This is a genomic window from Vagococcus silagei (assembly GCF_004795745.1).
Lineage (GTDB): Bacteria > Bacillota > Bacilli > Lactobacillales > Vagococcaceae > Vagococcus > Vagococcus silagei.
Map to the genome: position 1 here is coordinate 83,755 of NZ_SDGV01000014.1, position 23,243 is coordinate 106,997.

General features: G+C 34.0%; 23 protein-coding genes. 1 reads left to right on the forward strand and 22 read right to left on the reverse strand.

Annotation, left to right across the window (positions count from 1 at the left end; all coding sequences use genetic code 11):
* Nucleotides 1-135 precede the first annotated feature (135 nt).
* On the reverse strand, nucleotides 136-1,260 hold the full coding sequence (locus ESZ54_RS06055; protein ID WP_136136771.1) for a flagellin N-terminal helical domain-containing protein: 1,125 nt from the start codon (nucleotides 1,258-1,260) through the stop codon (nucleotides 136-138).
* A 127-nt stretch (nucleotides 1,261-1,387) separates the two neighbouring features.
* On the opposite strand from ESZ54_RS06055, the gene ESZ54_RS06060 reads away from it, so the two are divergent.
* A complete protein-coding gene (locus ESZ54_RS06060) occupies nucleotides 1,388-1,993 on the forward strand; it encodes a YrrS family protein (protein WP_136136772.1) in 606 nt (201 codons plus the stop codon).
* A gap of 46 nt (nucleotides 1,994-2,039) precedes the next feature.
* Here the strand turns inward: ESZ54_RS06060 and flgL are convergent, their stop codons facing one another.
* The 21 genes from flgL to flhA all read right to left on the reverse strand — a co-directional run bounded on the left by flgL (nucleotide 2,040) and on the right by flhA (nucleotide 23,238).
* Entirely contained in the window at nucleotides 2,040-2,981 is a 942-nt protein-coding gene (gene flgL / locus ESZ54_RS06065) for a flagellar hook-associated protein FlgL (RefSeq protein ID WP_136136773.1), read from the reverse strand.
* Between the two features lie 3 nt (nucleotides 2,982-2,984).
* Nucleotides 2,985-4,520, reverse strand: coding sequence for a flagellar hook-associated protein FlgK (flgK, locus tag ESZ54_RS06070; protein WP_136136774.1), 1,536 nt, complete (start codon nucleotides 4,518-4,520; stop codon nucleotides 2,985-2,987).
* 19 nt (nucleotides 4,521-4,539) lie between these two features.
* On the reverse strand, nucleotides 4,540-4,899 hold the full coding sequence (locus ESZ54_RS06075) for a flagellar export chaperone FlgN (RefSeq protein ID WP_136136775.1): 360 nt from the start codon (nucleotides 4,897-4,899) through the stop codon (nucleotides 4,540-4,542).
* 7 nt (nucleotides 4,900-4,906) lie between these two features.
* Complete coding sequence (gene flgM, locus ESZ54_RS06080; RefSeq protein WP_136136776.1) at nucleotides 4,907-5,188, reverse strand: flagellar biosynthesis anti-sigma factor FlgM; 282 nt, start codon at nucleotides 5,186-5,188, stop codon at nucleotides 4,907-4,909.
* Nucleotides 5,189-5,327: 139 nt separating this feature from the next.
* Entirely contained in the window at nucleotides 5,328-6,419 is a 1,092-nt protein-coding gene (fliY, locus tag ESZ54_RS06085) for a flagellar motor switch phosphatase FliY (protein WP_136136777.1), read from the reverse strand.
* Nucleotides 6,419-7,423, reverse strand: coding sequence for a flagellar motor switch protein FliM (gene fliM, locus ESZ54_RS06090; protein WP_136136778.1), 1,005 nt, complete (start codon nucleotides 7,421-7,423; stop codon nucleotides 6,419-6,421). Before fliM ends, fliY begins: the two co-directional genes overlap by 1 nt.
* Nucleotides 7,420-7,833 carry a chemotaxis protein CheW gene (locus ESZ54_RS06095; protein ID WP_136136779.1) on the reverse strand — a complete coding sequence of 138 codons (414 nt, stop codon included), beginning with the start codon at nucleotides 7,831-7,833 and terminating at the stop codon, nucleotides 7,420-7,422. The genes fliM and ESZ54_RS06095 overlap by 4 nt, the downstream gene beginning before the upstream one ends.
* Nucleotides 7,834-7,867: 34 nt before the next feature.
* On the reverse strand, nucleotides 7,868-8,230 hold the full coding sequence (locus ESZ54_RS06100; protein WP_136136780.1) for a response regulator: 363 nt from the start codon (nucleotides 8,228-8,230) through the stop codon (nucleotides 7,868-7,870).
* 12 nt (nucleotides 8,231-8,242) lie between these two features.
* Entirely contained in the window at nucleotides 8,243-8,839 is a 597-nt protein-coding gene (locus tag ESZ54_RS06105) for a chemotaxis protein CheC (protein WP_162615115.1), read from the reverse strand.
* Nucleotides 8,823-10,868 (reverse strand): chemotaxis protein CheA, encoded by a 2,046-nt coding sequence (locus tag ESZ54_RS06110; protein WP_136136782.1) that lies wholly within the window; start codon nucleotides 10,866-10,868, stop codon nucleotides 8,823-8,825. The genes ESZ54_RS06105 and ESZ54_RS06110 overlap by 17 nt, the downstream gene beginning before the upstream one ends.
* A 21-nt stretch (nucleotides 10,869-10,889) precedes the next feature.
* Nucleotides 10,890-11,669, reverse strand: coding sequence for a CheR family methyltransferase (locus tag ESZ54_RS06115; protein WP_136136783.1), 780 nt, complete (start codon nucleotides 11,667-11,669; stop codon nucleotides 10,890-10,892).
* Nucleotides 11,651-12,694, reverse strand: a complete 1,044-nt coding sequence (locus tag ESZ54_RS06120) for a protein-glutamate methylesterase/protein-glutamine glutaminase (protein WP_204249516.1) — start codon at nucleotides 12,692-12,694, stop codon at nucleotides 11,651-11,653. Before ESZ54_RS06120 ends, ESZ54_RS06115 begins: the two co-directional genes overlap by 19 nt.
* A 15-nt stretch (nucleotides 12,695-12,709) precedes the next feature.
* The gene (locus ESZ54_RS06125; RefSeq protein WP_136136784.1) at nucleotides 12,710-13,198 is read right to left on the reverse strand and encodes a chemotaxis protein CheD; all 489 of its coding nucleotides are present in this window, start codon (nucleotides 13,196-13,198) and stop codon (nucleotides 12,710-12,712) included.
* On the reverse strand, nucleotides 13,198-13,674 hold the full coding sequence (locus ESZ54_RS06130; protein ID WP_136136785.1) for a chemotaxis protein CheW: 477 nt from the start codon (nucleotides 13,672-13,674) through the stop codon (nucleotides 13,198-13,200). The genes ESZ54_RS06125 and ESZ54_RS06130 overlap by 1 nt, the downstream gene beginning before the upstream one ends.
* A gap of 69 nt (nucleotides 13,675-13,743) precedes the next feature.
* Entirely contained in the window at nucleotides 13,744-15,807 is a 2,064-nt protein-coding gene (locus ESZ54_RS06135; protein ID WP_136136786.1) for a methyl-accepting chemotaxis protein, read from the reverse strand.
* A gap of 287 nt (nucleotides 15,808-16,094) precedes the next feature.
* A complete protein-coding gene (locus tag ESZ54_RS06140; protein WP_136136787.1) occupies nucleotides 16,095-18,158 on the reverse strand; it encodes a methyl-accepting chemotaxis protein in 2,064 nt (687 codons plus the stop codon).
* Nucleotides 18,159-18,203: 45 nt separating this feature from the next.
* Complete coding sequence (locus tag ESZ54_RS06145) at nucleotides 18,204-18,914, reverse strand: cell division ATP-binding protein FtsE (RefSeq protein ID WP_136136788.1); 711 nt, start codon at nucleotides 18,912-18,914, stop codon at nucleotides 18,204-18,206.
* A 29-nt stretch (nucleotides 18,915-18,943) separates the two neighbouring features.
* Complete coding sequence (locus ESZ54_RS06150) at nucleotides 18,944-19,693, reverse strand: flagellar hook-basal body protein (protein ID WP_136136789.1); 750 nt, start codon at nucleotides 19,691-19,693, stop codon at nucleotides 18,944-18,946.
* Nucleotides 19,694-19,705: 12 nt separating this feature from the next.
* Nucleotides 19,706-20,416 (reverse strand): flagellar hook-basal body protein, encoded by a 711-nt coding sequence (locus tag ESZ54_RS06155; protein ID WP_136136790.1) that lies wholly within the window; start codon nucleotides 20,414-20,416, stop codon nucleotides 19,706-19,708.
* Nucleotides 20,409-21,122, reverse strand: a complete 714-nt coding sequence (locus ESZ54_RS06160; RefSeq protein ID WP_136136791.1) for a sigma-70 family RNA polymerase sigma factor — start codon at nucleotides 21,120-21,122, stop codon at nucleotides 20,409-20,411. The genes ESZ54_RS06155 and ESZ54_RS06160 overlap by 8 nt, the downstream gene beginning before the upstream one ends.
* A 25-nt stretch (nucleotides 21,123-21,147) precedes the next feature.
* Nucleotides 21,148-23,238, reverse strand: a complete 2,091-nt coding sequence (gene flhA / locus ESZ54_RS06165) for a flagellar biosynthesis protein FlhA (protein ID WP_239433754.1) — start codon at nucleotides 23,236-23,238, stop codon at nucleotides 21,148-21,150.
* Nucleotides 23,239-23,243 lie beyond the last annotated feature (5 nt).

The window sequence follows — 23,243 nt, forward strand, 5'->3', positions numbered from 1 at the left end:
CTCATTTGTAATTCCTCCAATATGTTTTTCGTTGAGGTTATCCTCTACCCTATTTATCGGTGTCCATTTAGAAATGTTAACCCTAAAGAAAAAAAAGAAACCAAAAATTTTGGTTTCTTTTCTCACATTCTCAGATTATTGTAATAATGAAAGAACGCTTTGTGGCATAGCGTTAGCTTGTGCCAACATTGAAGTTGCAGCTTGAGAAAGGATGTTGCTCTTAGTGAAGCTCATCATTTCTTCAGCCATGTCAACGTCACGGATACGTGAGTTAGCTTCTGATAAGTTTTCTTGTGTTGTAGAAAGGTTGTTGATTGTGTGTTGTAGACGGTTTTGTACCGCACCTAAGTCAGAACGAGTGCTTGATACTTGAGTTTTTGCTTTATCAATAACTTCGATAGCATCATTAGCATCTTCTTGTTTTGATAAGTCTAATTCGTTAATTCCTAAAGATTTAGCATCCATTTTACCAATGCTTACGCTGATGTTTTGATCTTTGTTAGCACCGATGTGTAATTTAAGAGCTTTAGTTTTGTCTTCAACTGGAGCAGCAAAAGTTGTTTTTGTTGCAGTTGCTGCAACATCGCCAGCTGTAGCTTTACCTTCAGTTGTATAAGTAAGTTTACCTACTAAATCACCAGTTTTATCTGTACCTGTATAAATATTTCCATCAGCATCATCTAAGAAGAAACCTGTGTTAACTGTTGCTTTACCAGCAGTTCCATCAGTACGAGTAAATGATAATTCTAATTTATCTGCTTTAGCTTCATCAGAAACATTAACAGAATAATATTTGCTTGCATCAGCACCTTTAGTTTCAGTTAATGAACCAGCTGTATTGAAGTCACCATTTAATAAAGTTTTCTTGTTGAATTCAGTTGTATCAGAAATACGAGTGATTTCTTCTTTTAATGCGCTAAATTCTTTATTCAATTCTTTACGGTCATCGTCGCCTAAAGTTCCTGTTGCTGATTGTGAAGCTAAGTCACGCATACGGTTTAAGATATCGTGAGTTTCGTTTAAAGCACCTTCAGCTGTTTGGATTAATGAAATGCCATCTTGAGCGTTACGAGTTGCTTGTTTAAGACCACTGATTTGGCCTTTCATTTTTTCAGAGATTGCTAAACCAGCTGCGTCGTCGCCAGCACGGTTGATACGTAATCCTGAAGATAATTTAGCTAAAGAGTTTGATTTTGATGCGTTTGCTGCACCTAAACGTGAATAAGTGTTTAAAGCTGCTGTATTTGTATTAATTCTCATTTGTAATTCCTCCAATTTTATCTTTGAGGTTATCCTCAAAACATATTATCGGCAAAAAAAAATAATAGTTAATCTTTTTAAATAGATTTTTTTTATCCATCTAAAAATGGTATAATGATGAAGATTAATGAAAGAAATGGGGATTCTTTTGAAACGAAAAATTTATGTCAACAGAAAGTATTTTGGGTATCTCGCAGTTGTACTCATTTGCCTTTTTGCTTTTTCAACTGGCAAGCAAATGGCCGCTCGGGACAAGCCACAAGAAACCATTGGCGGAGAAACAATTAAATTAACAGAACCCAGCAATAATCAAAAAGTGGCGAAAACACCTGAAAAGAAAATTGTTGATCAAGAAAAAATGCCGACGTTGGATGACTCAAAAAAAGAAACTAAGAAAAAACTACAATCTGCGGATGCTAACGTTAAAGAGTCTTACCAAGATTCAAAATGGCATATCGTAAAAACGAGTCAAAGTGAACCGCACCGTATTTCTTTTGATGCTGGTAGTCTCGACCGCATTGAAATGAAAAAAGCTTTTGCACAAAGTTTAGATGTGGCGCCAGACTTACTTGAAGAATGGTGGCTCACAAATGTTAAAGGTAACTTAGTTGAAGGATTTCTGACCAATCGCCAAACCGGGGCTGCTTATCGTGTCGTTATTGAATGGCAACCGGGTAAAGGTTATTTACCTAAACAAGTTGATTCATTACATGTTTTACCTACGCATTACTAAAAAAATAAGAGCTAGACTTTAATAATTGTAAAGTCAGCTCTTATTTTTATACATAATCTAAAATACTTGTTTGTAAGATTTTTGTTCCCATTGAAAGAGACGCTTGATATGAAATCAATTCCTTTGAAAAATTCATATACTTTTCAGCAATGTCAACATCTTGTTTGTTTGATAAGACTTGTTTTAAATTCAAGCTTTCCATCTCATTACGATCTTTTGCTGCCGATAAGCGGTTTGATAATGTCCCAATTTGAGAACGAACATTCACAAAATTCTCTGAATGGATCGATACTTTTTCAAGAAGCGGACCAGATAAAGCGTCTTGATCACCATCATTAATTGCGGTAATCACTTCGTTGAAAAATGAACTCAAATTATCCGGGTCTGCATCAGTTCCTTTTTCATTGATAAATAAATTACCATCAGTAATCAAATCAATCGTCACGCCTTTTGATATTTCACGACCTAGATTTGTTTTGACCTGACCATCTTTACTATCAGTTCCGTGATATTTAATTTCGACTAACTCACCTTTATCATTTTTTACCACTTCAAAAGGAGCTTGTTTTGTATTTTGTCCACCAAAGATATAACGACCATCAAAGTTTGTGTTCAAAGCATCCACAATTCCTTCAATTTCAGACATAATTTCTTTTTTATTGGCTTCCATTTCTTCTGAACCTTGTGTGCCTGTCGCACTAGAAGTAATCAATTGACGAATGCGGTGGAAAGAATCCGACGCGTTACTTAAAGCACCATCTTGTGAGTTACTCCAAGAAATAGCATCATTTATTGTTTCATTAAAATATTTATTTTGTGAAATTTGATCAGTTAAATTAATAATTTTAGCAAATTCAATTGGATTATCAGATGATTTACTGTACTCATTTAAAGTACTCAATTGATTTTGATATTTTTGTAGTTTACTCGAATTTCGATTGATATTGCGAGTAAAATCAGTATACATCATTGACGTTGAAACTCTCATACTCTACACTCCTGTTCGATTAATTAATGTATCCAGCATCTCTGAAATGACAGAAATAACTTTAGCATTAGCTTGGAAAGCACGTTGGTAACGAATAACGCCTGAAACTTCTTCGTTTATATTGACACCTGAAATCGAAGAGTTTTTCACTTCTAATTGATTGACAATATAGTCTTGCGCCATCATTTTATTATCAGCTTGTTGTTTTGAGATACCATTTTTAGTAACGATATCAACAAATGAACCTAAAAATGTTAAACCACCGTCAACAGCTTTAAAGGTCATTTTATTTTCATCATAAGCAGCGTCTAAATCAGCTTTTGTAATTGGATAATTAAAAGTGATATCTTTCAATCGTGATATCGCTAAAGCACGTGAACCGTCTCCAACTTCGTGATTATCAATATTTTGTGCTGCATTAATTTTTTTAGGATCTTTCTTAATTTCATCAGATACTTTAAGGTTACGTGCATAATTTTTATCACTACCTAAGTCGAAGAAATCAATACTCTTACCATTATCTGAATGAATCATATTTACACTAGACGCTAAACCAAATGCAAATTGATTTAATTCCTCTAAACGTTGATCTAATTCAGTTAGAGCGTCTTGATGACCTTTACTTGATCCAGAAATCACATCCAAAGTTTGATAATCTTTTTCATTTTGTTTATCATTTGAAATCATCAATTGACCAACTTTAAGATCTTTTTGATCAACCGTTTCACGATTTACGAGTGAATTTCCACCATGAGAAACTAACGCATTACCATCCTTATCATGGCCAACAACGACACTAATCGTTGAAAGACTATTTGGCGTTAAGATATCTTGACCATCCATCTTAACCGAAACGCGCCCGTATTGGTCAAAACTCGCATCAACTTTTGAAAAGCCTGCGATATCTTTTAATAAACTATCGCGACGATCCAATAAATCATTTGGATAAACGCCATCATTTTGTAGTTTATAGATTTGACTATTGATATCTTGCAATTCAGTTAATTTACCGTTCACATCAAGAACACTTTTTTCTAATGTCGATAAAGTATTATTTTTAAGATCATCAATTTGAATCGCCATATGATTAATATTATCTGTTAATGTACTTCCATTCTCAGATAAAATCGATTTAGCATTATCAAATTCAGGATTATTCGCTAGTTTTGTCCATGAGTCAAAATAGACACTTAAATCATACGACAAACCTTTTACGTCATCTCCTTCATTAAAAATACCTTCTAATTGGCCCAAGATATCTGATTTAACTTCATATTGGTGAAGTGCAGAGGTTTCGTTACGGATATTTTTAATGACAAAATCATCAACAATTCGTGTAATTGACGAAACTTTCACTCCTGTTCCAATTTGTCCAATTCCAGTCATTGTATATGGTAAATCAGCTTGTAAATTCACACGTTGACGTGAAAATCCTGGAGTATTTGCATTAGAAATATTATGACTTGTTGTTTCTAAGGCTTTTTGTTGTGCGTTCATGCCTTTATTCGCAGTACCTAATGTACCAAATAAACCTGCCATAAACACTCACCATCCTTTTCTAAAATGATTGTTCAATAAAACTAACATCTTTCTGTTGTGTATATTTTCCATCAGCAGAATAAGTTGACTGTGTTTTTTTTGATTCTTTTACAACGGCCGATAAGAATGCATCGTTGTACTGAATTGCTTGTTCGGTCAACATTAAATTAGTTGTTTGTAGTTCTTTAATTTCTAAAATTAATTGTTTGATTTCTGGACTATCAACAGGTTCAAATGATTCAAACACTGCCACAAATTCTTCTTTTTGTTTTACAATCGCTTCAATTTTTTCATTTTTATTTTGAATTAAGGCTTTTTGTTCTTTCTTCAAAATTGAAATAAATTGTTTTAAGTAAAAATGCATCTCTTTGTTATCCATTGCTTGTTTATTCCTTTTCTTGATTCATTTGTGCGATCATAGAATCAGCAATACGCTCAGGAGAAACTTGATAAGTTCCATTTTTAATTGCATTTTTAATAGCTAATACTTTTGCAGACTGAACATCAGTACTACCACTATTTGCAGCTAATAATTTACGACTGGCTTCTGAAATCTCAATTTGAACCGAAGAATCCTTACTTGGTTTATTCGCTTGTTTTGAAGAAACCTTTGCATTTAGATGTTGGCTTGCGTCTAAGTACGCTTGATATTGATGATTTATTTTCATGAAGTCACTTCCTTTTTTTATACAATTTAAACTGTATAACAGCTCTTACGTCCTATATCGGTCATTTTTAAAAATTATTAAGTCTTTTTAGATAAAAAAATTAGAGGTGACTATTTTAATAGCTGCCTCTAATTTTTAATTACGAAATATTATTTAAACGTTGTTTTTGAGACACAATATTTGTAATACGTACGCCAAAGTTTTCATTGATTACCACAACTTCACCTTGGGCAATTAATTTACCATTTACAAAAATCTCTAATGGTTCATCTGTTAATTTTTTCAAATCAACGACTGAACCAACGCCAAGTGATAGTATTTCTTTAATAGACATTCTAGTCTTTCCTAATGAAACGGTAAAATCAAGTGGCACATCCATTAATAATTCGAGATTTTCAACGTTAGATGTCACTTCTTTATTTGATAAATCCTGGAATTCAGGTCTTTGAACATTAATTTTTTTACGATTCACATCATCCACTTTAACTACCTCACTTTTTTTAGGAGCTTCAACTGCAACTTCAGCTGGTGCTTCTGTATTTTGTGCGGGTTCTTTACTGAAATCAGCCAACATGATATCACAAATTTCATTTACCATGTCTTCAGTATAAATTTGCATAATTTCACTATCAATAACACCTTCAACTGTTAATGAGAATGATGTTTTACAAACGATCTCTTCTGGTGAAATTTTCGCATATTCAACCGCTTGTTCATCTTCCCAAAGAATAACATTTGGTGGATAGATATCAACTTTTTTCGTTAACATTGTTGCTAACGAAGTCGATGCTGATCCAATCATTTGATTCATTGCTTCTGCAACCGCGCTTAATTCTAATTCTGTAAACTCTTCTTTTTTAGTCGTTCCGTCATTACCCATCATCAAATCAGCTATGATAATAGCATCTTTAACATCAAGTAATAAGAAATTACTACCTTCAAGTCCTTCTCTAAATTCAACAATCGAAGATACTTTTGGTGTAACCAAATCTTCTAAAATTGCTTGGAACGGTACATAACTTACTTTTGGTGTGGTGATATTCACCGCACGATTTAAAATAGAAGATAATGTTGTAGCAGCCTGAGACATTGCAATATTACCAACTTCTCCAATTAAATCCACGATTTCTTGATCAATTGGAATCGCACCAGTATCATTTGTATTTTCATTTGATGTTTCTTTTTCTTTTACGAGTTGATCAATTTGTTCTTGTGATAAATCATTGGCCATTACTCAACATCCCCTTCTATAAACTCCAGTATTTCCACTGCAAGCTTTTCATTATTTTTTCCAGGTCTCACTAACCCAAAATACTGATTTTCAATGTAAAGCTTCAATGGATCAGAAATTTTCTGATCCAAGGCAACTACATCGCCTTCTTCTAAGTTAGCAAAATCATACAAGGTCATTGTTGTTTTGCCTAAACTCGCTTCAACGGCCAAATTGGCAGTCTCAATATTTTTTTTCAAATGTTCATTGTCTTTGCGGCTAAAGCCTTTATCTGAATCAAACCAATTACGAATACTTAGTTTGTCCATAATACCTTCAAAGAAGACATAAGGTACACAAAGGTTGATAAATGTGCTCTTTTTAAAAATTGTTGTTCTAAAAGTAACTAAAACAACTGGTTCATTCGGTGACATATTTTGTAATAGTTGTGGATTAGTATCTAAGCTGTCTAAATGACATTCAAGGTTTTCAATGTCTTTCCAAGATGATTCAAACGCACCAACCAGCGTTTTCACTACTTCTTCTAAAATCGCAAGTTCAATATCTGTAAATGTTTTCTTATCAGAATCTTGTTCTTGAGCTCTTGCAATTACTTGCTCAGTACTACCACATAACAATTCAACAATTAGCATACTAAATTGAGGATTCATCTCAATCATTTGGATTCCATTTAATGGCGCCGAATGAAAGACTCCTAATAATGTAAATTTAGGAATCGAATGAATAAACTCATCATAACTGACTTGTTCAATCGCAGCTAATTTGACACCAACATTTGTTCTAAGTTGCGTTGTTAATTGATTACTAGCATATTTTGAGAAATCTTCAAAGATCATATGTAGAGTATTAATATACTCTTTAGATAATTTTGTAGGACGCTTGAAATCATACAACTTCACTTTTTCTTCCGACTCATTTTCTTCTAAAACAATCTCGTCGATATCACCACTATTCATCGCTGAGAGCAATGTATCGATTTCTTGTTGACTTAATACTTGCTTCAATGAAATCCCTCATTTTCCGAGAATATTGTCATAATATTAATAATATTCGTCATCTTACCATCAATTGAGATTAATCCTTCAATATTCTGATTTTGTTCTGACTTTTTAATGTGTTGGATATCTTCTGGATTAACTGTGAAAACACCATGGATTTTTTCCACTAAAAGACCAATTTTATCAGTATTTTTAGTTAAAACGATAATGTTTTCTAGCTCTTCATTTGTCTCTTCTGCTAAAAATGTAGCAAAATTGACAAGTGTCACGACCGTTCCACGTAAGTTTATTAATCCTTCAACCCAAATCGGCGCCTGAGGAACTGGGAAAACTTTTCCTTTTTTGATTATTTCACCGACATTTTCAGTTTGAATGCCGTAATATTTTTTCTCTTTTACAAATACGATCAGTTGCATCCAATCTTCCTCTCGTTAAAAAAATTTAGGCAAACTAAAATGTGACTTTGTCTAGTGCTTTGATCACGCGATCAGCATCAAATGGTTTAACAATAAAGTCTAGCGCTCCTGAACGAATAGCATCCATAACCATTGCTTGTTGTCCCATTGCACTACACATCAAGATTTTTGCGTTGCTATCAAATGCTTTGATTTCTTTCAATGCATCTAAGCCGTCCATTTCTGGCATTGTGATATCCATTGTCACGATATCTGGTTGTGTTGCTTTGTATTTTTCAATTGCTTCTAGACCATTTTGTGCTTCGTCAACGACAACGTAACCATTTTTTTCTAGAATATCCTTTAATTTCATTCTCATAAATACCGCATCATCCACGATTAATACTTTTTTTGACATTATAATCTCTCCCTATACACCCATTGATTTAAATATTTTTTCTAATGTTCCTTCATACGGTATAAAATAAAGTGACGCATCAATTTTATCACCTAAGTATAGAAACTCATTTTTTATAATTAAAAGTTGCTCATCAAATTGCCCCATCTCCATGTAGAGACTACTAATAATCGAACCAAACATATCGATTGTAAGTTGAGGAACTGACGAAAGCATATTGTAGTTTATTTCTTTGCTTAAAGCCATTAAAAAGGAATTCACAACAATATTTTCTAATTCAATAATCGCAGATTGTTCCAACTCACTTGTTACTTCAATATCTTTCGGCAACATCATTGCTGTCATTGTTTTTACAACTTCATGCGTCAATGAAAATAAAAATATTCCGCCTGCATCTCCGTAAACTTGATTCATTACAGCATAGACTGGTTTATCCTCTGCCATAACAGTTGAATACAACTCTTCATAATCCATTATATCAATCACCGGTACTCGCATGTTGACAGGTTCGTCGATAATTTCAGAAATACTTGTTGCGGCATTTCCTCCTCCAATATTAATCAGCTCTTTTAAAGCATCAATTTGGATACTATTAATCGACTTTTCCATATGCGTCACCTGTACTTTCATTGCAAATTGCATTGATATCAAGAATTAAAGTTACATCTCCATTACCTAAAATTGTTGCACCTAGATAATTTTTTAAATGTCCTAGTTCTTTACCTAATTTTTTAATGACAATTTCTTGTTGTCCAATCAATTCATCAACTAGTAAAGCATAATGTTTCTTACCGAGTAAAATCATAATTAAATGTTTTTCAGTTGTGACTTCATTTGATTCAAACCCAAGAACATCTTTAATACGAATAACTGGTGTTGCCTTACCGCGATAAGTATAAATTTCAGTTTGATGGACACTGATTAAATCTTCTTCGGAAATTGAAATAACTTTTTCAATGACACCTAAAGGCAATGCAAATGTTTGATCCATCACTTTAACCATTAAGGATTGAATAATAGATAGCGTTAATGGTAAATTAATCGTAAATTCGGTCCCACGATTAACCTCACTCGCAAGTTCAATGCTACCGCCTAAACTTTCAATTTTAGAATGAACAACGTCCATTCCAACACCTCGACCTGAGACGTTTGTTACCTCTTGAGCAGTTGAAAAACCAGGATGGAAGATAATATTTAAGATTTCTTTTTCGCCCTTACCATCAATTTCAATGCCTTTTTCTTGCGCTTTTCGAGCAAGCATCTCTGGATCCAAGCCCTTACCATCATCCGAAAGTGTGATAATAACGCGATTTCCTTGTTGGCAAGCTGTTAATTTAATTTGTCCAATCTCTGGTTTACCAAGTTCTAAGCGGCGTTCTTTGCTTTCAATCCCGTGATCGGCAGAATTTCGAATCAAGTGAATTAATGGTTCGCTCAACTCGGTTACCACTGTTCGGTCAAGCTCCGTCTCTTCACCTTCAATAATTAAATTCATTTCTTTACCTAGATCACGAGATAAATTACGAACCATTTTAGGAAAGCGATTTGTCACGACACTGACTTGTTGCATTCGAATTTTTAAGACTAAGTCCTGTAATTCAGACGTAATCCGACCAACTTGACCAAGTGGATCTTGAATTTCAGTTGCATTAAATTGATGACTCAAGTTTTCAAGTCGTGTACGATATACAACCAGTTCAGAAACTAAGTTCATGAAAGTATCCAACCGATCTAAATCAACTTTGATACTTTGATTTTGTCGTGGCTTTTCTTTTAGTTTATCATTCTTTTTAATAACTGTTTTGCCTGGTTCTGCTTGTTTATCCGATTGTCCAACAGTTTCCACTTCTGAAGCTGTCGCTTCTTCCACAACATTTTCTTCATCAAGCGGTGTCATTTTTTTAAGTTCAACTTGCGCTACATCGATATCACTTTTAATTGTTTCTACAATTGTTTCTGCTGTTTCTTTAGTGAAAAATAACAGTGTAAAAGCTTGATCAAACTCACCGTTCTCTAGTTTTTCCATTTCGGGTTCACAATGAACAAGTTCTCCCATTGACTCTAAACTATTTAGAATCAAATATACTCGAGGTCCCTTCATCGTACACGACTCATCTAAAGTAATTTTGAGCCCCAATGCTTCAAAACCATTGTCTTGTGCTTCATCAATCATCATTTTTTCTGTTTCATCCAAATGTTGAAAAAATTCTGTTGATTCCGGCGTTGTTTTTTCTGTATCTGATGTATCTTGTGTTTCTGGATTTAAATGATCCAAGCGTTCAATGAGTTCTTGAATGATACTGATATCTGTCTCAATTTCAATTTTTAAATCTTCAACAATGGTATCAAGACAATCTAAACTTTCTAGAATTAATGAAATAACTTGATGTGTCACTTCGATTTCTTGGTCTTTGACAAGTTGAAAAATGTTTTCCATCTTATGCGTAAGCTTAGTCATTGATTCATAACCCATAGTAGCCGCCATACCTTTTAGTGTATGTGCTGATCTAAAAATACTGTCGATTAATTCACTACTTGTTGGGTCACTTTCTAATTCCATGATAGCATCGTTCAAACTTTCAAGATGATCAGCTGTTTCTTCAAAAAACAGTTCTCGATATTGACTATTTTCATCCATAAAAAACACCCCTTTCTGTTTCTAACCTATTTTCTGATACATAAAGGTTCCCATTTTCTTTAATCCAAAACGTTCTGGATTCATGATGGTTTCAGTTGCACCTGTAAAGAACAATCCTCCAGGTACTAAACTCTCACTAAATTGTTGATAGATTTTATCACGTGCTTCTGATTTAAAATAGATTGTCACATTACGACAAATAATGACATGACAATCTTTTTCAAAACGATCAAGCAGTAAATCATGTTTCTTAAAGTGAACTTTTCGCTTTATCTTATCTGAAATATAAAAATCATCTTTTTCGTTTTTAAAATAGTTTTTTAAATCTGTATCGGAAACATTTTTAAGATGACTATCTTTGAAAACGCCTTTTTTTGCTTGAGTTAGAATTGTTTGATCAATATCAGTCGCAATTATTTTGTTCGATGTTAATGATAATTGATTCCTATCGGCCAACATTGCCACACTGTACGGTTCACAGCCAATTGAACAAGCTGCACTCCATATTTTTAATGAAGAAAATTGAGGCGCAATTTTTGAAACTAACTCTGATTCAAAGGTACGGAATAATTCCGGATTTCTGAAAAATTCAGTCACATTTATCGTAATATAATCCAAAAACTCATATTTTACTTCTGGATTAGTTTTCATCAACTGACAATAATCAGTAAGATTTGTTGCCGTTGTATTTTTCATAATTGTTAAAATACGTCGTTGTAATTGTTTTTCTTTATAAGAAAATAAGTCTAAACCCAAATTTTTCTTTACCCAATGATAAAATTCTATGAATTCTGTTTCCATTGTTTCTCCTCAATCAATACATTTAATTGGTCTCCAATTTCATCTAGACTTAGTATGCTATCAACCACACCACTTTCGATGGCACGTCTTGGCATACCAAAGACGACTGAAGTTTCCTCATCTTGCGCAATCGTATATCCTTTTAAAGCTTTAATTTTCTTCATACCAATTGTACCGTCGTTACCCATACCTGTTAGAATAATTGCTACTAAATTTTCACCATACTCTACAGATGCTGATTCAAAGAGATAATCCACTGCTGGCCTGACGCCGTGAATCTTTGCTTCATCTTCAGTTAGTTTTATGCGTCCACTTTTAATTCGCAAATGATAGTCACCAGGTGCAATATAAACTGTGCCACCTTTTAGAATCATGTTGTCTCTTGCTTCAACAACGTTTACATTTGCTTCTTGATTTAAGCGTTTTGAAAAAGATAACGTAAAGCCACTTGGCATATGTTGCACAATAACAATAGGAATTTTTAAAGAACTTGGAATATATTTAATAAGTCTCATTAGAGCTCTCGGACCACCCGTTGAAGCCCCAATCACAATTGCTTTAACGGAACTCGGAAGATTACGGTTCTGTATCCTTCTTTTTTGTCTATTTTCTGAAGGGGTTCGTTGTTTAGTCGGCTTAGTTGCCGAAATCGATGTTAATTTTTGTTTTAACTCACTTTCAAAATCACTACTAATACTAAATAAATTTTCTGGTTTTTCGATAAAGTCCATCGCACCAATTTCTAAGGAAGCAATCGTCATTTCTTCACCAGAATGTGAACTCAACATAATAACTGGAATATCGAATTCTGCTTTAATTTTTTTTAGTGTTTCTAAGCCATTCATTCCCGGCATTTCAATATCAAGTGTAATAATATCTGGTTTCAGTTTGCGAATCTGTGGTAGTGACGACTCTCCATCACGAGCGATTCCTACAACCTCACACTCTGAAATTTTATTAATTGTATCGGAAATAATTTTGCGCATAAACGCTGAATCATCGATAACTAAAACTTTAATTGACATCTTGTTTCCCCCTATTTACAAATAAATGATGTCAGAATTGACAATCTTAACTTTTACCTCAAGATTTTCTAAATTGGCAAAAAATGAGCGTCCAGTCGTGCCACCAGTATTTCTTGCTAAAATCGGAATTCTTAATTTTTTTAATTCTTGTTCAACAGCCACGACATTCCGTTCACCGATATTCTTGGTTTGGGAAGATTGATTGAAACTAAACATATTAGCACCACCCGCAATTTTTGCAACGAGTTTTGTACAGCCATATTTAGTCATCATTTCATTGACCATGTCTTTAATTGCTAAATCAGCAAATTTGCTCGCCTTTATTTCAGCCCGATGTTGAAACATGGTGCTATCTGGCAACATAATATGGCTCAATCCCCCAACTTTTTTTGCTTTATCGTAAACAAAAACGGCAACACAAGAACCTAATCCTAACGTTTGAATTACATTGGGTGATTCTGTAATTTTAAAATCAGCAATACCTACTTTTATTTCGCTACACATTATGCGTCTTCCTTGTCCACTAATGATTGAATAAATGTTTCAAGTTCAATACCTTTAATCGCTTTTAAATCTAATAAACGAGCTAGGTTCAACTCTAAGATAATATCAGCATCTGTTTTAACAAATGCTTCAATAAATTCTTTTTCAACCATAAATTCATCATCGACTTCTTCAAATTGTTGTTTTTCAAAATCTTTAATACCAACAATGTCTTCAACTAGAAAACTAATTAGTTTTCCATTTAACGAACTAATAATCAATTTACACGAAGAATTAATTTCAGTGAACGCTTGATAAAATAGAAAAGATAAATCAATAACTGGAACAACATGTCCTTGATGTTTGATCACACCTAGAACAAATTCCTGTTCTAACGGAACTGAAACTGGTTGTTCCCATAAAATAATCTTTTCAATTTGCTCAACTGGGAGACTAAAGGTTTGTTGATGACTCTTAAAAACAATTTGCTTCTTCATATTGATTCCCCCATAAGTACATCACTTGATTTAAGTAGGCACGTAATGTGCCTACTTAATCAATTGCTATTATTTTAATTTGAAACTATTCACTTGTAGATTTAGTATTTCTGTTGTTTTTTCAAGTTCTGAAATATTCGTAGCAAATTCTTCCATTGTAGCCAAAATTTCCTCAGCATTTGCTGAAACTTCTTCAGTACCGGCCGAATTTTCTTGTGTTGAAGCTGAAATGTTTTCAACTGCAAATAAGACAGTATCTTTTTCGGCTTTAACGTGTTCAACTAAGGCGTCAATTTCAGTAATTTGATTAACGAACACATCTACTTTAGCAGCAACTTCTTTACTTGATTCAATTGCACCATCAATTATTTCTGTTTGTTTCAAACCACCCTCATAAGATTCGCTAACTTGTGTCACGATTTCTTGTGATTTAGTTTGAATTGTTTCTATTATGTTTTCAATATCTTTTGTTGAGTTAGCACTTTGTTCCGCTAACTTACGAACTTCTTCCGCTACAACAGCGAAACCTTTTCCAGCTTCACCAGCTCTGGCAGCTTCAATTGAAGCATTTAATGCTAACAGATTTGTTTGTGCTGATAAATCAGTAATGACTTTAATGATTTTATTAATATTTTGAATATCTAAGTTCATTGTTTCCATACTTTCAGCTAATTCTCCAAGTTTAACACGTTCAATTTCCCAATTTTCATGGACATTGACCATTAGTCTTGAATTTTCAACATTAAGCTCAGTTGTAATAGCAGCTGCATCATTCATTTCATTTGCTTTATTTAATATTCCCTCAACTGCTTCACCCAAATTATTCATTTCTGAAACTGTGTTTTCAGCATCCACGGCTTGTGAACTCGTTGCTTGAGCAATTCCGGTAATTGTTTCTGACACTTCTTCTGTTGCAGAATTTGTTTGTTTCGAAATTTCTCCTAAGTCAACAGCCATTTTAGCTAAGTTATCACTTTCCATCTGGATACCTTCAATTAAACGACTGAAGCCTTCAATCATGCGATTAAATGCTGAAACGATACGATGAATTTCGTTGCCATTTTCATCGATTTCACCGTTACCTATTCTATTTTTAATAAATGGAATTTTTCTTAAAATAGAATTTTCATCTGCTTGTCTTAAGACACCAATTTTGACTGTCATATCACCCATACTAGCTCGCCCAAATGAATCAACCATTAATCGAGCCATCTTAATTACTTCTCTTGTAACCACTAATGCTACAAAAATAGCAATTGCACTCCAAATGATAATCATTATTAAAGATTTTTGTAGTATAGCCATTTTATTGTTATTCAATTCGTTTGGCTCTAAGAATGAACTGACAATTAAGCCATGTTTATTTTTCTTGAAATAGGCATTTCCTGTTTTATCTTTGACAAACCCGGAATTACCACTTTCCATAATATTTTTATAGACTTGATGTTCTTGGACATTTTCATTTAATTCTTTGTTTTGTGGTGAAGCCAAAATTTTACCTTCATCACTCATCATGACGACACGGCCTGTTTCACCAATTTTTGATTTCTTAATCATGTTATTTACCCGTGGGAAACTCATATCAGCAGATAAAACACCAACTATTTTTCCATTTGAATATATAGCTTTAGAAATCATTAATACTGTATCGCCAGTAATCTTATCTCTTTGTGGTTTTGACCAATTATAGTCATTTGGATTATCCATTGCTGCTTTATACCATGGTCTAACACTCATTTCTGCAAAAGATGCCTCAACATCTACACTTGAAATTAAATCATGATCATTTGGTAAAAAATAAATTTCAGTAATATTTGGATTAGTTTTTCCAACTAATTCTAAAGCATTTTTGATTTTTAGCTCTTCCATAGGTTTGTTTACAGGTTTACCTAATTCAGGTAATTGTGCTGTCGCTTTAACAGCACCTAAAACTGCGTCTTGAATGCTATCTAATGTTTGATAAACATTTTCGACATTATTTTTCGCTTCTATATCTAGTCTCTTTTGTAAGATGTTTGTCATTACCTTAGAGTTTATAAACATAATAATTACTAAAGGTATGATTGACATTGCTAATAATGTTCCGATAATTTTTGGTCCTAATGATTTTTGTTTTGTGCTTTTTTTAGTCAACTTTCTTTCCCCTCTCAAACTAATGTTTCTCAATCTATATAAACGGCTTAATTATGAGCTCTAAAACCCATAAAACCAGGTTTAACGAAGTAATTGACTTTAAAATCTTTAATACCAACACTATCTTCAACTAAATAGATGATGTGCAAAAAAATATGTGTAACGCGAATTATTGGTGTGTATTAATGACAATCATTTCTAGCATTAAATACTAGAAATGATTGCTTTAAAGCAAAAGAAATTTTAACTGAAAATGCTACTTAAACATTGGTTCATTTTTATTAAACTTATTTCAATTTGAAACTATTCACTTGTAGATTTAAGACATCTGTTGTTTTTTCCAACTCCGTAATGTTGGTTGTAAATTCTTCCATTGTTGCCAGAATTTCTTCAGCATTGGCTGAAACTTCTTCAGTCCCAGCAGAGTTTTCTTGAGTCGATGCAGAAATATTTTCAACTGCGAATAAAACTGTGTCTTTTTCTGATTTAACTTTTTCAATTAACTCATCAATTTGTTTAATTTGATCAATAAACAAATCGACTTTCTCAGAAACAAGTTTATTAGAACCGATAGCGCCATTAATAATTTCTGTTTGTTTTACGCCACCCTCATATGAATCTGTGACTTGCGTTACAATTTCTTGAGACTTACTTTGAATTGTTTCAATAATTCCTTCAATATCTTTAGTTGAATTTGCACTTTGCTCAGCTAGTTTTCGGACTTCTTCTGCTACAACCGCGAATCCTTTTCCTGCTTCACCAGCGCGTGCTGCTTCGATTGAAGCATTTAATGCTAGTAAATTCGTTTGTGAAGATATATCAGTAATGACATTAATAATTTTATTGATATTTTGAATTTCTAAATTCATCATTTCCATACTTTGAGCAAGTTCGCCTAATTTCATGCGTTCAACTTCCCAATTCTCAGAAACATTAACCATTAATCTCGTATTTTCAACGTTCAACTCTGTTGTTTCTTTAGCTGCATCATTCATTTCAACTGATTTAGTTAAAATATTATCAACTGACTGGCCTAAACTATTCATTTCAGACACAGTACTTTCAGCATCGATTGCTTGAGAACTCGTTGCCTGTGCAATACCTGTGATTGTTTCTGACACTTCTTCTGTTGCAGAGTTTGTTTGTTTTGAGATTTCTGATAAGTCTACTGCCATTTGGGCTAAGTTATCACTCTCCATTTGAATACCTTCAATCAAACGACTAAAGCCTAAAATCATACGATTAAATGCAACTACAATCCGATGAACTTCATGTCCATTTTCATCAATTTCACCATTTCCAAGTCTTCTTGAAATAAATGGAATTTTTGCTAAAATTGGTTCTTTTCCTTCAGGTCTCAGTGTTTCAATTTTAACTGTCATATCACCAAGACTTGCACGATCAAATGCATCCACTAACAGTTTGGCAATTTGCATCACTGCTTTAGCAATGAATAATGCTAGGATAATAGCTAACAGACCCCAACCTAAAATTAAGACCAGTGATACTTTAACGATTTCTTTTTTATTTTTAGATAATTCGTTTGGTGGAATAAATGATGTCACAATAATGTTATGAGAATTTTTCTTAAATGTTGCACGACCTGTACTATCTTCAACAGTTCCGGCTTTACCAGCTGCTTTAATTTCTTTAAAGATGTTACGATCGTTAACTTTAGTTCCCATATCTTTTTCGAATGGTGAAGCTAATACTTCACCTTCCATACTCATTAATTGAACCTTTCCAGTTTCACCAATTCTAGACTTCTTAATCATTTGCGTTACACGCGGGAAATTAACGTCAGCAGCTAAAACGCCTGCTAGTTTCCCATTTGACATAATAGCTTTTGACACTGTGATAACAGTATGACCTGTTGCAACATCTCGCATTGGATCTGTATAATTATAATCATTTGGGTTATCAACAGCACCTTTATACCAAGGACGAACACTCATTTCCGCAAATGTTAGATTTGAATCTAAACTTGAAATTGTATCTTTATTTACTGGTTGGTAATAAATTGATGTAATATTTGGATTTGTTGCTCCAACCGTCTTCATACGAGACTCAATTGCAAGTACTTCCGATTTACCTTTAATTGGTTGACGTAGTTCAGGCATCTCACTAGTTACTTTAATCGAATTTTGAACATCTTTAATAATGTTATCTAGAGTTTGATAAACATTATCTACTTCGTTTTTCGCTTCGACATCCATTCTTCGCTCCAAAATACCAGTCATTACTTGGATGTTAATTAACATAATTATTACTAAAGGAATAATCGATACAGCCAGTAACGTTCCGATTATTTTTGGTCCTAATGATTTTTGCCTATTTTCTTTTTTTGTCAACTTCTTTTTCCCCTTTCGAACCCCACTCGATATCGAATGTACTTCTTATATATAGAAAATGTCTCTTCCGTCTGTTGGTTGTCCATAACTTCCTTCAGACTGGTCACGAACGATCTGCCCTTCATTTATTTCTAGAACACGATGCCTCACTGTGTTAACAATCGTGCTATGATGGGTCGACATAATAACCGTCGTGCCTTTTTGATTTAAACGGAAAAAAATGCGCATGGTTTCAATTGCAGATTTATCGTCTAAGTTTCCTGTTGGTTCGTCAGCTAAGATGATTTTGGGTTGATTGACTATTGCTCTGGCAATCAATACTTTTTGTCTTTGACCAATTGATAACTCTTCTGGTTTTTTCTTTTGCACGTCGACTAAATCCACTTCGGCTAAAGCTTCTAAAGCGCGTTTTTTTGCGTATCTTCCACCAAAATCCGTTGCTCTTAAAACATATAATATATTTTCTAAGACCGTCATATTCTCGAGAAGTGCTAAATTTTGCGATACAATTCCTAACTGGCGTCTAAACATCGGCAATTGTTTTTCCGTCATTGTTGTTAAATTGGCATTCCCGATTTGAAGAGCTCCCCGTGTAAGAGGCTCTTCAAGAGTCAAGAGTTTCAAAAAAGTTGTTTTACCAGCTCCACTTTTTCCTACAAGATAAACAAACTCCCCTTGTTCAATCTCGCAGTTAACTTTTTTCAACGCCCAACGCTTCTGATTATATGTTTTGTAAACATCTGTAAACTTGATCATTAGCTTTTCACCTCACCTTAAAAACCACATTACTGCTGATACTCATTAATGCGTTGCATCATGTCATCAGTTGCTTGTAAAACTTTTGCATTTAATGAATACGAACGTTGTGTCACAATCATATCGGTCATTGCTCCAGCCAAATCCACGTTAGATGTTTCAAGGAAACCTTGATGAACCTTACTGTCTTGTAATTCTTGAAGCTGTAATCCAGCTGGAAGTGCAAAACGATTTTGACCTACTGGGATAAGTTCTCCCTCGCGTGCAACTGAAAAGATGGGTAGTCGTGCGACAACTTGTCCTCCCACCATCACCTCCTTTGATGAAGTGATTTTAAGTTCACCTTCAGGCCATTGACCCTTAGGTATTACTTCATTTAATTCTAAGCGCTCACCCGTTGATAATCGTAGATCTCGGTTCTCATCCATTGCGAATGCACCATCTCTTGTTAAGAGTAGTTCATTATTACGATTGCGAACGGCGAAGAAGCCCTGACCCTCAATTGCTAAGTCGTAAGGATTTTGACCTTTAACTAAACCACCTTGAGTAAAGTTAACTTGATCTTGAATAACTTTTGTACCGCGGTTAATGGCTGCATCTGCATTATTTGCTAAAGGAACCGACTCTTGTTGTAAATCATTTAATAAAAGTTCTTGAAACGAACCATCTTTTTTCTTATAACCAGTTGTATTAACGTTCGCGATATTATTAGAAATAATATCTAAGTTTTTTTGCAAACCATTCAAACCCGATTTACTAATGTGTAATGATGTATTCACTTAAAATCCCTCCTACGCTTTTCCGACTTGCGTCGTTGCATATCTTAAAGTTTCATCAGAAGCATGTAATGCTTTTTGATTTGTTTCAAACTGGCGAGCTGTCTCAATTAAATTCGTCATCTCAGCAACCATTGACACATTCGACCCTTCCAACATTTTTTCTTGAACCAAACTTTGATTATCATCTTGACCCGCATTAGATAAATACAAAGTTTGACCAAATGAAGTCATCTCAGACTCATTTTCAAATGTTGTTAAAGCAAAATTAGGTGTCCCTCTTTGTGTTGTTAAATCAATACCTTGGCCTGCTCGATCAAGAACCAAATATCCTTCTTGAGTTGTCAGTTGATTCATTTCATTCACTGTGAAATTACCATTTTTAGTATACGCAGTTTGACCATTTGGCAATTGGACATTAAAGTAACCTCGACCAAGCACAGCAAAGTCTGTAATTCGATCAGTTTGTTTTAAACCACCTGCTTCTTGGTTGCGATAACTTTGGTCAATTTGATTACCAAAAATATAATCACCAAAAATATTTTGTTCATTAATTTTGGGACCATTGGTAAAGTTAAACATCTCATAACTTTGTTTAGTTTGTTGTGACAAATATTGTGCCCGATAACCGGGTGTATTGGCATTCGACACATTACTGCTAATATTTTGTTGCTTTTTTTGTAAAATATTTAAATTACTTTGAAGCGTATCCATACTTCTAATCATCCGCTTTATCCTCCATTAAACTTTTTAGCTTTAAAATGATTTTTCCATGTAACTGAGACACTCTTGGTACTGACACCTCAATGACTTCAGCAATTTCTTTAAGCGTTAATTCCTCAACATAATACAAATTTAGAATGAGTTGATCACGCTCTTTTAATTGACTGATTGCTTCTGTTAAAGATAATTTTTGTTCATCTTGAACTAGTAAGTCATCTGCAGGAACAGCTTCTTCATCTGCAATTAATTCTTGAACAGTCATCTCTTCATCAGAGGAGGAGAATAATGTATCCTCTAATGAAACATTTGCTAAGTAGTGAAGTGTTTCATGTATGTTTCGCAATTCTTTCTCAGAAATCCCCATCTTTTTGCAAATCTCACGTTCGGATACTTCTTGTTTCTTTTCTGTTTCCAAGACCTCTTTTGCTCGATAATAAGCATTTAATTGATCCATACGATTTCTGGAAACACGTGAAGTCTTACGAACCTCATCAATGACTGTTCCGCGAATTCGAATATAAGCGTATGTCTCAAAAGAAGCTTTTTTTGTCGCATCATATTTTTTTAGTGCATCCATCAAACCTATCACACCAATGTTTATTAAATCATCTAGTTCATAGTCATTACTTTTAATATCGATACGTTGGACTACTCGTTTAACGAGCGGCAAATATCGTAATACTTCATCTTCAAGATTTGGTTCGTACATGATTCCACCTCACTAACTATTATTCTTACTCTGCGTGATCAACCGTAATCATGCCACATGTTTCAATTGACACTTCATTCGGCACTTCATTAAGTGACAAGACAGATATTTCTGGAAAGTTATACGAAATCAGTTTCTTGAAAACTAATCGTGTATTTGGTGAAGCTAAGACGACATGATTTAATCCTTGTGCAACAAGTTGTTGATGGATTGTATTCAAGTTATCAAAAATGGCCGTAATGATTTCTGGTTTCAAGACCGGAATCGACCCAGTTGAGGTTTTCTGAATGTTCTTAGTTAACATATCTTCAACAGTCGGTGATAATGTAATGACGTATAGTGAATCATCATTCGTTAAATATTGTTTGACGATTGTTCGTTTTAAACTTTGACGAACGTGTTCCGTTAATAATTCAGCATCTTTAGTCATCGTTCCAAAATCGGCTAATGTCTCTAGAATTGTGACCAAGTCATTAATAGGAATCTGTTCTTTTAATAAATTTTGTAAGACCTTTTGAACTTCACCCAGTCTTAAAATATCTGGAATCAATTCATCAATGACCACATTGTAACGATCCTTAATTCCTTCAAGTAGGGTCTTAACTTCTTGTCGTCCCAACAACTCTGAGGTATTTTGATAAATGACTTCTTTCAAATGCGTTGCGATTACAGTAACCGGTTCGACAATCGTCATCCCATTTAAATCGGCAAACTCTTTTGTGCCTTCATCCACCCACAAAGCATCCAATCCAAAAGCTGGTTCCTTTGTTGGAATGCCATCTAGTGTTACCTGATCGGTATCTGGATTAACAACAAGATATTTAGTCGGATAAATGTCACCACGCGCGACCTCATTACCTTTAATCTTGATACAATAATCATTTGGTGCGAGTTGCAAATTATCTCTAATACGGATTGGACTCAATAATACCCCGAGTTCATGGGCACATTGTTTACGAATATTTACAATTTGGCGCATCAAGCTGTTATCCATTGTTTCATCCGTTAAAGAAATTAAAGCATAGCCAATTTCGATTGAGATTGGTTCTACTTGGAATGATGCAACACTTTCGTCCTCTTCCATTTCTTGTTCTTTTCGAATTAAAGCTTGTTCTTGTTTTGCTTTCTTGGCAGCTGCTATTTCTGATTTTTCTTTACCTTTCAAGAAATAACCAATTGCGGCAAAACAAGCTGCAACAATGAGAAATGGAATCGTTGGAAAACCTGGTACAAGTGCTAATGTGATTAAGACAATTGTGACAATCCACATGATTAATGGATTCTTGAATAAGTCCCCACTGATTGAGCCACCAAATGTTAAATTATCATTCGAACGCGTCACGATAATCCCTGAAGAAACCGAGATTAATAGTGACGGAATCTGACTAACTAAACCATCTCCAATTGAAAGTTTCCCAAAAGTACTCAAGGCCTCTGTAATTTCCATGCCCTGACCAATTGAGAAAATCAAAATTCCACCAATTAAGTTGATTAAAGTAATAATGATACCTGCAATAGCATCTCCTTTAACAAACTTACTAGCACCATCCATGGCACCGAAGAAACTGGCTTCTCGTTGTAAATCACTTCGTCGTTGTTTGGCTTCCTCTTCACTGATAATGCCAGCATTTAAATCAGCATCAATTGCCATTTGTTTACCTGGCATTGCATCTAAAGTAAAACGAGCCGACACTTCTGAAACTCGACTGGCACCATTAGTTACAACGATAATTTGGATAATTGTAATAATGACAAAAATGACTGCCCCTACAATATAATTATTACCTGCTACAACATTGGCAAAAGCATCAATAACATGTCCTGCATTTCCCTGCGTCAACACTAATCGTGTCGAAGAAATGTTTAAGCCTAATCGAAACATTGTCGTGATTAATAACAGGGTTGGAAATGTTGAAAATTCCAATACACTCTTCGTAAAGAGTGTCATTAACAGTACATTTATCCCGATTGTTATGTTGATAATAATTAAGAAATCCAGTAAAAAACTTGGAAGTGGAATCATTATTAACCCTATTACCGCAACAACTACGAATGACACAATTACGTCTGCATAATTGATATGGCTGAGACGTTTTTTTATTGAATATTCCTTCAAAAATT